Here is a 12,165-nt window from a genome sequence, read left to right as displayed (position 1 = left end):
CCCGGATCGTCGTGCAGGGCATGACCGGCAACGAAGGCCGCGAACACACCACCCGGATGCTCGCCGCCGGCGCGACCATCGTCGGGGGGACCAATCCGAGGAAGGCAGGGGAGACGATCACCCTCCACGACACCGAACTGCCCGTGTTCGGTACCGTCGCCGAGGCCATGGAGACCACCGGGGCCGACGTCTCCGTCATCTTCGTGCCGGCCCCCTTCGTCAAGGACGCCGTCATCGAGGCCATTGACGCGGGCATGCCGCTGGTTGCCGTCATCACCGAGGGCGCGCCCGTCCAGGACACCGCAGAGGCGCTGGCTCACGCTCGCAGGAGCGGAACCACCCGAATCATCGGCCCGAACTGTCCCGGCATCATCACCCCGGGTCAGTCCCTGGCGGGCATCATCCCCGCCACCATCGCGGGTCCCGGCCCGGTCGGCCTCATCTCCAAGTCCGGCACCCTGACGTACCAGATGATGAACGAGCTTGCCGACGTCGGCATCTCCACCGCCATCGGCATCGGCGGCGACCCCATCATCGGCACCGACTTCATCGACGCCCTCACCGCCTTCGAGGCGGACCCGGACACCCAGGCCATCGTCATGATCGGCGAGATCGGCGGCGATGCCGAGGAGCGTGCCGCCGAGTTCATCCGCGAACACGTGTCCAAGCCCGTCGTCGGCTACGTCGCCGGATTCACCGCGCCCGAGGGCAAGACCATGGGGCATGCGGGAGCGATCGTCACCGGCTCCGTCGGCACCGCCCAGGCCAAGAAGGAGGCCCTCGAGGCAGCCGGAGTGCGGGTGGGTACCACTCCGACGGAGGCGGCGGAGATCATGAAGGAGATCGTGGCCGACCTGTAGGGGAGTCGCGTCGGCCGGACCGTTCGGCGAACTCGTCGAGGAGCTCGAGCACGTCGGGAGCGCGCCATGCCCGTGTCGAGCGGTCAATCTGCGAACCGATGAGGATGCCGTTGCCCTCGAGGCGGTCGAGGGCCTTCCGAGCATTGGCTGGGGTGAGATCCAGTTCATCGGCGACCTGGCGTGCCGTGACGAGCGGCCGCGCGAGAAGGAGATCCAGGGCGCGCCAATCGGCGGCGTCGCGACGCGCCGTCACCGAATCCTCCCAGGACTCGCGGACAACCGACAATTCCTCGGCGAGCCAGCCGCCCAACTCGGCGGCACGCAGGGCCGCGACGGCGAGCATCTCGATGATGGGGTGGGGATCCCCGTCGCGATAGGCGTCGAGGGATTGGAAGTAGGCGGGAACATTCGTCAGCAGTCCAGCGGAGACGGGAAGGGCCGTGTGCCGGGTCAGACCCCGTGCATGGAGGAGGGCGTGGATCAGCGCCCGGCCGGTCCTTCCGTTCCCGTCTGTGAAGGGGTGGATAGTCTCCACCTGGGCATGAGCCAGTGCGGCGTGGACCAGGACCGGCAGATCGGTCCTGGACAGAAAGGCCTCGAGGTCCCTGAGGAGGTCAGGAACCGCCGGCGCTGCCGGGGGTACGAATAGTGCCCCTTCCGGGTGAAGGTCGCTTCCGCCGATCCACACGGGTTCATCGCGCACAACACCAGCGATGTCCGGCGAGCTCGGTCCCAGGAGAATTCTGTGCATCTCAAGGAGGGCGGAGGTCGTCGGAGTTGTCGTGGAACTGACTGCTGCCCGCATCTGCCGGGTGTTGGCGACGATGAGCCCCGCATTCCCGTGCATCGAACCCAGCAGTTCAGCTTCCAGCACCCGTCGGGCGGAGGACGTCAACTGCTCAATGCGACTGGAGGCCACAGACTCGCTACGCAGGAGCAGTGGGGAAAAGGGGACGAGTCGGGCGGCATCCTGGACGTCAAATCGGGCGACGGCGATGGTCGCTTCATCAACGAGGGCGGCGAGAGGACCGGGAAGCGCCAGGCCGGCATCGGCAATCTGAGGAACCACGGCGCTGGTGTAACTGGTCGGCATCCGCTGCTGTGCGCGGCGGGATACCGGCAGGCGGGAAACCCACGGGAGGATTTCCCAGGTGACGTTCGGCCACGGGGTCATAGGGGAATGGTAGACCGATTATCCATTCTCCTGCAACGTAACTGCGAATGGATAGTGCACTATCCATTCGTCAGGACCCTCCGGGCGAATGGATCAACTTCTAGCGCTGCTCGATTTCCAGGGACGTCAGCCGCACCTCTCCGGCCTCGTCGGAGGCGTCGAGGTCGACGACGGCGACGAAGGCGAAGGAGTTGTCACCCTCGGGATCCTTGATCGTCTGGCGGACCGTCCACAGGCGGCCGTCCTGGGTGAGATGGAAGTACTCCGTGGAGCGGGCGTCCATGCCGGTGTCCAGGTCGGCGTATTCGTCGAAGTAGTCGTCCATCGCGGCGCCGAAATCGGGCCTGTCGTCACGCTCGAGGTACTCGGTGAGGCGGGCGAGGTCGTCCTCCTTCTCGTAGGCGAACAGTTCGACGAACCGCCACATGAGGTTGCGCACCATGATGGTGAATGCACGGCGGTTGGAGGTGAGCGCCGAGGGGTCCTCCACGCCGAAGGCGAGCTCGCGTTCGAGGGCCTCCTTGGAGATGGGGGTCTCGTCGTCGGACATGTGGGCCCACTCGTCGACGAGGGAGGAGTCCACCTGTTTGATGAGCTCGCCGAGCCATTCGACGACGTCGTCAAGCTGATCCGTCATCGCCTCCTGCGGGACGGACTGGCGCAGCGTGCGCCACGCATCGGTGAGGTACCGCAGAACGACGCCCTCGGATCGGGCGAGACCGTAGGTGGCGATGAGGTCGGAGAACGTCATCGCGTGCTCGATCATGTCGCGGACGACGGACTTCGGGGAGAGTTCGAACTCGCGGACCCAGGGGTGGCCCTCGGCGAAGGTGTCGAAGGCGTCCTCGAGTTCCTCGGCCAGGGGTTTCGGCCAGGTGACGTCCTCGATGATGGCCATACGTTCGGTGTAGTCGACGCCCTCGGCCTTGAGGGCGGCGATCTCCTCGCCGCGCGCGGCCTTCTGCTGGGCGACGAGCACCTGGCGGGGATCATCGAGGATCGCCTCATAGGTGGAGATGACGTCGTGGGTGTAGGACTCCGCCTCCCGGTCGAGCAGCGTCACCGCGGCCAGCGCGAAGGGGGACAGGGGCTGGTTGAGGGCGAAGTCGCGCTGCAGTTCCTCGGTGAGGTGGTACGGGCGGCCCTCGCTGTCGACCCCGTCGGCGGCCTTGACCACAATGCCCGCGTTGACCAGACCCCGGAACAGCTCCAGGGCGGTGAGGATGTCACGGTTCTGCTTGGCGCGGGTATCGTGGTTGCCGCGCAGCAGGTTCTTCAGGTGCTCGTAGCCGTTGCCGGGGCGGGCGATGACGTTGATGAGCATGGAGTTGGACACCCGGAACTGGGAGACCATCGGCTCGGGTTCGGCGGTGGTGAGGCGTTCGAAGGTCTTCTCCGACCAGGTGACCTCGCCTTCGCGGGCGGACTTCTTGCGCAGCTTCTTCAGCTTCTTCTCGTCGGTGCCGGCCCGCTGGCGCAGCCGCCAGTTCTCGATCTCGTGCTCCGGGGCCTCGATGACCACGGTGCCCTCGGTGTCGTATCCCGCCCGTCCCGCGCGGCCGGCGATCTGGTGGAACTCCCGCGACTTGAGGATGCGCTGCTTCACCCCGTCGTACTTGGCCAGGCCGGTGAACAGGACGGTGCGGATGGGCACGTTGATGCCCACGCCGAGGGTGTCGGTGCCGCAGATGACCTTGAGCAGGCCGGTCTGGGAGAGACGCTCGACAAGGCGGCGGTACTTGGGCAGCATGCCGGCGTGGTGGACGCCGATGCCGCGACGCAGCAGCTTCGACAACGTTCTGCCGTAGGTGGTGGTGAACTTGAAGTCACCGATCTCGGCGACGATCTTCTCCTTCGTCTCGTCGTCGATGATCTTCAGTGACGTCAGCGCCTGCGCTCGTTCGGTGGCCTCCCGTTGGGAGAAGTGGACCACGTAGATCGGGGCCTTGCCGTCCTTGAGCAGTTCCTCGATCGTCTCGTGGACGGGGGTGTAGACGTAGGAGAACTCCAACGGCACCGGGCGGGTGGACCCCGCGACCAGCGAGGTGGTCCGCCCGGTGCGTCGGGTGAGATCCTCCTGGAGGAAGGTCGTGTCGCCGAGGGTGGCGGACATGAGCAGGAACTGGGCCTGCGGCAGCTCGAGCAGCGGCACCTGCCACGCCCAGCCGCGTTCCGGATCGGAGTAGTAGTGGAATTCGTCCATGACCACCTGGTCGATGTCCGCGTCCCTGCCGTCGCGCAGCGCGATGTTGGCCACGATCTCCGCGGTGGCGGCGATGATGGGGGCGCGGCCGTTGACGGTGGCATCGCCGGTCATCATGCCGACGTTCTCCGGGCCGAAGATCTCGCACAGGGCGAAGAACTTCTCGCTCACCAGCGCCTTGATCGGAGCGGTGTAGAAGGAGCGCTGACCTCGGGCCATGGCGATGAAGTGGGCGGCGTTGGCCACCATGGACTTGCCGGAGCCGGTGGGGGTGGCCAGGATGACGTTGTCCCCGGCCAGGATCCCCAGGGCCGCCTCCTCCTGGGCGGGGTAGAGCTCAATGCCTCGTCCCCGAACCCAACTGAGAAAGCTGTCGAAAATGCTTTCATCCAGGAGGCTTTCGGGGACGTCGGTCAGGTCGGGCAGCATCTGGGCGAGATTCACACCCTCCAACGTAGCGGCTACTCGTCGTCGTCCGGCAGATCAGGCCCGTTGTCCTGCTCGTCGAGGGTGGCCAGGAAGCGCTCGAACTCCTCACCGATCTCATCACCGGTGGGCATGTCCTGCTCCCCGGGCAGCATCGCCTTCGGATGGGCGTTGCGGTAACGCTCCAGTTCCTCGTCGTACTGCTGCTCCAGCTGATGCACCACGTGCTGGATCTCGGCGGAGTCCTCCACCTGTTCCGTCAGCTGCGCGGTGACGCGCACGCTGTCCTGCTCGAGGCTGCGCAGCGGCAGGGCAAGGTCGGAGGTGCGTGCCACGGCGTCGAGAAGCTCATGCGTGGCGGCCGGGTACGGCGACGCCGCGAGATAGTGCGGCACGTGTGCAGTGTAGCCGGCGACGTTGAGGCCTCGCTTGTGCAGCGCGCGCTCGATCATCATCGACGCCGAACCGGGCATGATGACCTTCGCGTCATAGGTGAACATGTCGCGCACCATCTCCACCGAGTTCCCGTGCGCCGAGACGACGAGCGGCCGGGTGTGGGGGACCGCCATCGGCGCCGAATACAGGCAGATGGTGCGGTCGACCTCGAACTTCTCGGCCAGATCCGCCACCGCCTCGGTGAACGCCTCCCACCGCAGGTCCGGCTCGGGGCCGGACAGCAGCAGGAAGGACTTGCCCTTCGTGTCCCGCAGCACCCGGATCCCGAGGCTGAGGTCCTCGATCCCGGTGAGCTGGTGGTTGTCCATGGTCACCGTGGGGCGGCGCGAACGGTAGTCGATGAGTTCGTCGTTGTTGAAGGACGCGACCGACCGGGAGTCGAGCGCGGCCAGAAGATGGTCCGCGCTGGCCTCCACCGCATGGCCGGCGTCCGCGTACCCCTGCAGAGCGACGATGAGCGTGGGACCTGTGTGCTGACCCGACGCCACCTCCGGTGCCGGGTACTCCAGCTCGTACATGCGACGCTGATTGTCCTGCATACCCGTCATCCTCCTTCGCTTGAAACGCTGAAAACTGTCGTTGTCCGATACAACGTCGGGCCGGGCGGACTTAATCCCGATGAGGTTGTCCATCCACTGTAACCGCACCATCTTGCCGGTTGAGGTTGCCCACCGCCACCCGGGGTCCCGTGCCCCTGTGGACAACTTCCGAATTCCACAGGTTCCCGGCTCGGCCCCCGGACGTGTCCCTCGCGCGTCCCGCCGCTGCACACGATGCTCAAGGGCATGACCACCGCCACCAGCTCCACCCAGCCCATCCAGACACCCGGACAACTCATCGCCAACCTGCCCGCCCTGCTCGGCTTCTACCCGGAGGACTCGCTCGTCCTCATCGGTTTCACCGCCACCGGCCCCCGCTCCTCCCGCTTCACCCTCGGGCCCGTCCTGCGGATCGACCTCGACGATCTCGGGGTGCTGCCGGAGATCGCCGACCACCTCGACCGCCACAAACTCGACCTCGTCTTCGGCTTCCTCATCACCGGGCGCGACGACGAGGACCTCGAGCTCATCGTCGACGAGCTCTTTGCCGTCGCCGAGGTCGGACTCATCGACATCTCCTCCTGCTGGGCGGTCCGCCGCGTCCTCACCGGTGAACCCTTCGCCCTCGTCTTCGGCCCGGACATCCCGGAGCCGGAGTGGAGCAGTGGGGTCGTGGCACCGGTGACCCAGGCCGAGGCGATGGCCCCGTTCCTCGTCCAGGGGGAACTGCCCGACCTGACCCGGGACGAACACCTCGATCACGTCGCCCGCTACAACCCCACCTTCGAGGAGTCGGAGATCGATGTCCTGGCCCGATTCGCCCACTCCTACGCCGCTGAGCTGCAGACCAGTCCGGGCACGGTGCGTGACGTCATCCTCGATTTCCGGCACATCCTCGCCGAGATTGCCGATCAGGAGACCAGCGTGGAGGAGCTCATGGCCGACGAGGAGGTGCTCGTGGCCACCGCGACGATCCTCGCGGGCATCGAGCTTCGCGACGCCGCCATGGGCGACGTCCTCGACCACGCCCCACCCGCCGCGCGGCTCATGCTGGCGGTGGCCCGCACCTTCGGCGGGACCATCCGCTGCAACGCACTGTGTCTCTACGCCCTGGCCGCCATCGGGATCGAGATGTCGGTGCGCGCCATGCCGGCGCTTATGGCGTCAGCGGCGGAGAAGGAGGACCATTCGCTGACCCACCTCATGATCGGCCCGTGCCAGGCAGGGGCGTACAGCACCCTCCTCTACGCGCTGCACGAGGGCAGCCGCATGGTCCGGGACCGCTACGGGCTCTACCGGCGGGCCGAGTAGGCGCGGTCGCCGAGCCGGCTGGTGAACGCCCACGCGTCCTCGACGATGGTGCGCAGGTCGGTGCGGCTGGGCCGCCAGCCGAGTTCTTCATGGGCCCGCTCGGAGGAGGCGATGAGCGTGGCCGGATCGCCGGCTCGGCGTGGCGCATTCTCCGCCGGGATGGGATGCCCGGTGACCTCCCGGCAGGCGGCGATGACCTCGGCCACCGAATACCCGTCTCCGGACCCGAGGTTGAAGATCCGGTGGGTCCCGGGGGTGTTCGACTCCAGGGCCAGGACGTGGGCGTCCGCCAGGTCGCGGACGTGGATGTAGTCGCGCACCGCGGTGCCGTCCTTGGTGGGCCAGTCATCGCCGAACACGGAGATCTTCTCCCGGTGGCCGAGTGCGACCTGCAGCACCAGGGGGATGAGGTGGGTCTCGATCTCCCGGTTCTCACCGACCTCGCCGTAGGCGCCGGCCACGTTGAAGTAACGCAGGCTCGTCGCACCCAGACCATGGGCGGCGGCGTAGGAGGTGATGGCGTGGTCGATGGCCAGCTTCGTCGCCCCGTAGGGGTTGGTCGGCGCGGTCGGCATGTCCTCGGTGATGGGCACCTGCTCCGGCTCACCGTAGGTGGCGGCGGTGGAGGAGAACACCAGGTTGTCCACCCCGTGGGCTCGCATGGCGTCGAGCAGGCGCAGCGTGGTCACCACGTTGTGCTGCCAGTACTCCTCCGGCCTGACCATGGACTCGCCGACCAGGGAGCGGGCGGCGAAGTGGACCACACCGTCGAAACCGCCGTCGGCGAGCACCTCGTCGGCGACGTCCGCGACATCCCCCTCGACGAGACGGGCGCCGGCGGGCACGGCCTCACGGTTGCCGGTGGTGAAGTTGTCGATGACGGTGACATCGTGGCCGGCCTCGAGCAGGACGGTGGCACACACACTGCCGACGTACCCGGCACCGCCGGTGATGAGAAGCTTCATGCCGGTCCCCTAGACGCGTTCGATGCGGATGGCGTGGGCGAGATCGGAGTTGATCTCCACCTCGCGGTTACCCGAGCTGATGCGGACGGTGCCGTTGTCGTTGACCACGGTGACGGTGGAACCGACGGTGATGCCGGCGTCATGCAGCTGCGCGAACTGCTCCGCGTCCACCTGCAGGATCTCGTTGAGCTGCACGATGCGCGCCTCGACCGGACGGCCCTCCGCCAGGTCGACCGCGCGGATGCCGAACTCCGTGTCCTGGAGCGAACCGTGCACGCCCAGGCCCTCCAGCCCCGGGATCGGGTTGCCGAAGGGGGACCGGCTGGCGTCACCGAGGACAGCGACCACGCGCTGCTCGACGGCCTCGCTCATCACGTGCTCCCAGCGGCACGCCTCGTCATGGACCTGGTGGATGTCCAGGCCGAGGATGTCGGTGAGCAGACGCTCCGCCAGGCGGTGCTTGCGCATCACGGCGGTGGCCAGCCGGCGACCCTCCTGGGTCATCTCGAGGCTGCGGTCCGGCCGGACGACGACGAGGTCGTCGCGCTCCATGCGGGCGACGGTCTGGCTGACCGTGGGGCCGGACTGCTCGAGGCGCTCGGCGATGCGGGCACGCAGCGGGGTGATGCCCTCTTCCTCGAGCTCGTAGATGGTCCGCAGATACATCTCGGTGGTATCGACCAAGTCCTTCACGTCCGGGAACCTTTCTGCAGTGAAGTCAAGACACAACTCGATTAACCCTATCCTAAAAAGCCCTCCCACCGGGGATGGAAAAGCCCGCCGCACGAGGCGACGGGCAGGAGGCGACAGGGCGGTGGCTACAGGGCGTACTCACGCAGACGGTCGGCGCGGCGGCCGTCACGCAGCTTGCTCATCACTTCGCGCTCGATCTGGCGCACGCGTTCCCGGGAGAGCCCGAAGCGGCGGCCGATCTGGTCGAGTGTGCGCGGCACCCCGTCATCCAGGCCGTAGCGCAGACGGATGACGTCCTGCTCCCGCTCCTCGAGGGTGGCCAGGACGGAGCGGATGTCGGAGTGACGCATCGAGGCGACGACGGCGGTCTCCGCGTCGGTGGCCTCCGCGTCCTCGATGAAGTCACCCAGTGGGGCCTCTTCGTCGGCGCCGACGGGCATGTCCAGGCTCACCGGGTCGCGGGACTGGCGCAGCAGCATCTCGATCTTGGATTCGTCGATGCCGGACTCCTCCGCCAGTTCCTCGTTGGTGGCCTCCCGGCCGAGGGACTGGTAGAGCTCGCGCTTGATGCGGGAGAGCTTGTTCACCTGCTCCACCAGGTGGACGGGGAGCCGGATGGTGCGGGACTGGTCGGCCATGCCACGGGTGATGGCCTGGCGGATCCACCAGGTGGCGTAGGTGGAGAACTTGAATCCCTTGGCGTAGTCGAACTTCTCCATCGCGCGGATGAGACCGAGGTTGCCCTCCTGGATGAGGTCCAGCAGCGGCATGCCGCGGCCGGTGTAGCGCTTGGCCAGGGAGACGACCAGACGGAGGTTGGCCTCCAGCAGGTGGGCGCGGGCCTTGTTGCCCTCCTTGACCAGGACCTTCAGGTCGCGCTTCATGGCGCGGGTGAGGGGTTCCTCCGAGTTGTGGAGGAGGTGGTCGGCGTAGAGGCCGACCTCGATGCGCTGGGCGAGTTCGACCTCGTCCTCGGCGGTGAGCAGGGCGGTCTTGCCGATCCCGTTGAGATAGACCCGGACCAGGTCTGCAGACGGATTGTCATTGGTCTGCCCGCGACGGCTGCCGCGGTCGCGGGTCTCTTCTACGTCCGTGTCCTGCAGGGAAGGGTTGGTCATGTGTGAAGCCTCCTGTAGTCTCGCCGGTCTTACAGGTACAACGCCATGCGTAACGAAATAGTTCCCGGGACCGACGGATCAGCATTCCACCAGTACGGTGAAGGGTCCCTCGTTGACGGAGGCGACCTGCATCATGGCGCCGAATCTGCCCTGTTCGACGTGGATGCCACGGGCGCGCAGCCCGTCGGCGATGCGGGTGATCACCGGTTCGGCGATCTCGCCGGGGGCGGCGTCGGACCAGCTGGGGCGGCGGCCCTTGCGTGTCTGCCCGTGGAGCGTGAACTGGCTGACCAGCAGCACGGAGGCGCCGGACTCCTCGACGCCGCGTTCGCCGTCGAGGATGCGCAGCTCGGCGATCTTGCGCACCATGGTCTCCCAGGCGCCGTCGGCGTCCTCGCGCCCGACCCCGACCAGCGCCAGCAGCCCGCCGTCGATGGCGCCGACCACCTCGCCGTCGACGGTCACGGAGGCGGAGCTGACCCGGCTGAGCACGGCCCTCATGCCGGCATCACCAGGCCGTGCCGGACAAGGTCGACGACGGCGGGGACGGCGGCACTGACCAGCGACTGCTCATCCAGGCCGTTGGCCATGGCGTAGAGCTCGGCAGTCTCCCGCAGGCTCAGTCCCTGCGGGTGCAGGCCGGCGACGATCGCGGCCAGATGCGTATCGACGTCGTGGCTCCACCGTGGCCCGTCCGTCCGGGTCAGGCGGAGTGCGGCGCGGGTGAATCCGACACCGGCGTCCTCGTCCGGCACCGAGATCTCCTCCCGGGCCAGGCCCGGGCGGGGCCGGAAACGCGCGTCGGCGATCTCGTCGGTGGTCCGGTCCCGCAGCCAGGCGGTCCGTTCGAAGTACTCCTCGACCTCGGGGCCGAGGGGGTCGGTGAAACTCTGCGGCATCTCCTCGGCGAGGATCTCGGAGGGCTGGTCGCCGATCATGCGGATGGCCACGAAACCGAAACCGATGCCGGTGACCCCGTGGGCGTCGAAATGCGCCAGCCAGGCGCGGGTGCGTTCGTCGGCCTCGGGGGAGCGGGGGTCGATGGACTCGTCGCGGAGCCAGGTGCCCACGTACAGGGCCGGGTCCGCGCAGTCGCGTTCGATGATCCACGCCGCCACGCCGGTGTCGGGCAGCCAGGAGGCCACCCGCTGCTGCCAGGACTGCTCATGGGTGTGCACCCAGGCGGCGAGGAGGTGGGCGGTGCCACCGTCGGTGAGGTGCTCCGGGGCCTGCGAGATGACGAGTTCGCTGGCGCCGTCGAGGTTGAGGCCGGAGTCGCGGTAGACGTGGCCGACCTCGGGCAGGCCGACGACGAAGGGTGGGTTGGCCACGATCCGGTCGAAACGCCGGCCGGCGACGGGCTCGAACCAGGGGCCCTCGAGCAGCTCCACGTCGGCACCCGCCCCGGCGAAGGTGGCCTCCGCCAGATCGAGGGCGCGGGGGTGGACGTCGGTGGCGGTGACCGCCGCACCGAGCTGCCCCAGGGCCTGCACACCGGAACCGGTGCCCAGGTCGAGGACGGAGTCCACCGGCGTGACCGGGGTGGACTGCAGCAGGGAAAGACTCGCGGCGCCGACGCCGAGGACATGGTCGGGGCCGGGGACCCGGACGGTCAGCGCGGCGTCCGGGTCGGAGAACACCCAGCGGTCCTCGCCCACGATGACGTGGGGACGGATGTCCAGTGCGAGGCGGACGGTGCCGTGGGGATCGGCGTGGGCGACGCGGGCGTCGATAAGCCGGGCGGCGAGGGAGGCGCCCACCAGATCGGCGAGTGCGGTCGCGGGCAGCGGATCCCGGAGGATGAACGCCCGGATGAGACCGGACAGGGCGGAGTCGTCGGCGGTCGCGTACCGGACCGCGGCGGGTTCACCCCGGTACAACGCATCGAGGGCGTCGGGCCCGAGATGGGCGGCCAGGCCGTCGGCGGTGAAACCCGCCTCGGCGAAGAACGCGGTCAACTCCGCCGCGAGATCGGTGACGGGGGTACGGCTCACGGGTTCTCCTCGTGGTCGATCGTGTCATGGTGCTCCGGCAGTTCCCGCTGCCGTCGGTTCTCCAGCTCGAACTGCTGTTGCTGCTCCCGGGCCAGCGCCGGCTTGTACACGTTGCCGGCCCGTTTGTCCCGCGGTTCACCCCGGCCGTTGGCCACGACCACGGCGATCCACGGCAGGGGGACGGAGATGACGAACAGGGCCGCGGAGATGATCCAGTTCTCCCACCACAGGTACGTCATCATGCTGAGCAGCAGAAACGGGATGCGCAGGCCCTGGATCCAGGCGTAGGCCTTCTCCCGGTGGTGCCGGTCGTCGGACGGGGAACGGCGGGCATCGGTGATCAGCTCCGCGCGGCGCCGACCCCAGCGTGGGCTCCTGTGACCGGTCTGCTCGTCCATACGGTCAGGGTAGCCCCCATGTGCCGGA

11 protein-coding genes are annotated in these 12,165 nt (G+C 68.0%); 2 read left to right on the top strand and 9 right to left on the bottom strand.

The window, feature by feature from the left end; all coding sequences use genetic code 11:
* The first annotated feature begins 20 nt into the window (after positions 1-20).
* Positions 21-860, top strand: a complete 840-nt coding sequence (gene sucD, locus QP029_RS11990) for a succinate--CoA ligase subunit alpha (protein WP_284876246.1) — start codon at positions 21-23, stop codon at positions 858-860.
* Here sucD and QP029_RS11985 read toward each other — a convergent pair.
* The 3 genes from QP029_RS11985 to QP029_RS11975 all read right to left on the bottom strand — a co-directional run bounded on the left by QP029_RS11985 (position 832) and on the right by QP029_RS11975 (position 5,658).
* Positions 832-2,034 carry a Fic family protein gene (locus QP029_RS11985; protein ID WP_284874500.1) on the bottom strand — a complete coding sequence of 401 codons (1,203 nt, stop codon included), beginning with the start codon at positions 2,032-2,034 and terminating at the stop codon, positions 832-834. The two genes, sucD and QP029_RS11985, sit on opposite strands and share 29 nt — an antisense overlap.
* A 100-nt stretch (positions 2,035-2,134) precedes the next feature.
* Positions 2,135-4,666 carry a DEAD/DEAH box helicase gene (locus tag QP029_RS11980; RefSeq protein WP_284876245.1) on the bottom strand — a complete coding sequence of 844 codons (2,532 nt, stop codon included), beginning with the start codon at positions 4,664-4,666 and terminating at the stop codon, positions 2,135-2,137.
* 32 nt (positions 4,667-4,698) lie between these two features.
* Entirely contained in the window at positions 4,699-5,658 is a 960-nt protein-coding gene (locus tag QP029_RS11975) for a PAC2 family protein (RefSeq protein WP_284874499.1), read from the bottom strand.
* A gap of 246 nt (positions 5,659-5,904) precedes the next feature.
* On the opposite strand from QP029_RS11975, the gene QP029_RS11970 reads away from it, so the two are divergent.
* Positions 5,905-6,969, top strand: a complete 1,065-nt coding sequence (locus QP029_RS11970) for a DUF4192 domain-containing protein (protein ID WP_284874498.1) — start codon at positions 5,905-5,907, stop codon at positions 6,967-6,969.
* On the opposite strand, the gene galE is transcribed toward QP029_RS11970, so the two are convergent.
* The 6 genes from galE to QP029_RS11940 form a co-directional block, all read right to left on the bottom strand.
* Positions 6,951-7,934 carry a UDP-glucose 4-epimerase GalE gene (gene galE / locus QP029_RS11965; protein WP_284874497.1) on the bottom strand — a complete coding sequence of 328 codons (984 nt, stop codon included), beginning with the start codon at positions 7,932-7,934 and terminating at the stop codon, positions 6,951-6,953. The two genes, QP029_RS11970 and galE, sit on opposite strands and share 19 nt — an antisense overlap.
* Positions 7,935-7,943: 9 nt before the next feature.
* Complete coding sequence (locus QP029_RS11960) at positions 7,944-8,627, bottom strand: metal-dependent transcriptional regulator (RefSeq protein ID WP_284874496.1); 684 nt, start codon at positions 8,625-8,627, stop codon at positions 7,944-7,946.
* 125 nt (positions 8,628-8,752) lie between these two features.
* The gene (locus QP029_RS11955; protein WP_284874495.1) at positions 8,753-9,745 is read right to left on the bottom strand and encodes a sigma-70 family RNA polymerase sigma factor; all 993 of its coding nucleotides are present in this window, start codon (positions 9,743-9,745) and stop codon (positions 8,753-8,755) included.
* A gap of 78 nt (positions 9,746-9,823) precedes the next feature.
* Entirely contained in the window at positions 9,824-10,246 is a 423-nt protein-coding gene (gene dtd, locus QP029_RS11950; protein ID WP_284874494.1) for a D-aminoacyl-tRNA deacylase, read from the bottom strand.
* The gene (locus tag QP029_RS11945) at positions 10,243-11,739 is read right to left on the bottom strand and encodes a DUF7782 domain-containing protein (RefSeq protein WP_284874493.1); all 1,497 of its coding nucleotides are present in this window, start codon (positions 11,737-11,739) and stop codon (positions 10,243-10,245) included. The genes dtd and QP029_RS11945 overlap by 4 nt, the downstream gene beginning before the upstream one ends.
* On the bottom strand, positions 11,736-12,137 hold the full coding sequence (locus QP029_RS11940; RefSeq protein ID WP_284874492.1) for a DUF3099 domain-containing protein: 402 nt from the start codon (positions 12,135-12,137) through the stop codon (positions 11,736-11,738). The genes QP029_RS11945 and QP029_RS11940 overlap by 4 nt, the downstream gene beginning before the upstream one ends.
* Positions 12,138-12,165 lie beyond the last annotated feature (28 nt).

It is taken from the genome of Corynebacterium suedekumii (assembly GCF_030252185.1).
In the GTDB taxonomy this organism is placed as follows: Bacteria; Actinomycetota; Actinomycetes; order Mycobacteriales; family Mycobacteriaceae; genus Corynebacterium; species Corynebacterium suedekumii.
The sequence above is the reverse complement of the archived record's forward strand: the minus strand, read 5'-3'. Positions and strand labels throughout refer to the sequence as shown.

Excerpts from the sequence above, each read along its gene's own strand:
- sucD (WP_284876246.1), top strand. The coding sequence starts at position 21 with ATGACCGGCAACGAAGGCCGCGAACACACCACCCGGATGCTCGCCGCC.
- QP029_RS11985 (WP_284874500.1), bottom strand. The coding sequence starts at position 2,034 with ATGACCCCGTGGCCGAACGTCACCTGGGAAATCCTCCCGTGGGTTTCC.
- QP029_RS11980 (WP_284876245.1), bottom strand. The coding sequence starts at position 4,666 with ATGCTGCCCGACCTGACCGACGTCCCCGAAAGCCTCCTGGATGAAAGC.
- QP029_RS11975 (WP_284874499.1), bottom strand. The coding sequence starts at position 5,658 with ATGCAGGACAATCAGCGTCGCATGTACGAGCTGGAGTACCCGGCACCG.
- QP029_RS11970 (WP_284874498.1), top strand. The coding sequence starts at position 5,905 with ATGACCACCGCCACCAGCTCCACCCAGCCCATCCAGACACCCGGACAA.
- galE (WP_284874497.1), bottom strand. The coding sequence starts at position 7,934 with ATGAAGCTTCTCATCACCGGCGGTGCCGGGTACGTCGGCAGTGTGTGT.
- QP029_RS11955 (WP_284874495.1), bottom strand. The coding sequence starts at position 9,745 with ATGACCAACCCTTCCCTGCAGGACACGGACGTAGAAGAGACCCGCGAC.
- dtd (WP_284874494.1), bottom strand. The coding sequence starts at position 10,246 with ATGAGGGCCGTGCTCAGCCGGGTCAGCTCCGCCTCCGTGACCGTCGAC.
- QP029_RS11940 (WP_284874492.1), bottom strand. The coding sequence starts at position 12,137 with ATGGACGAGCAGACCGGTCACAGGAGCCCACGCTGGGGTCGGCGCCGC.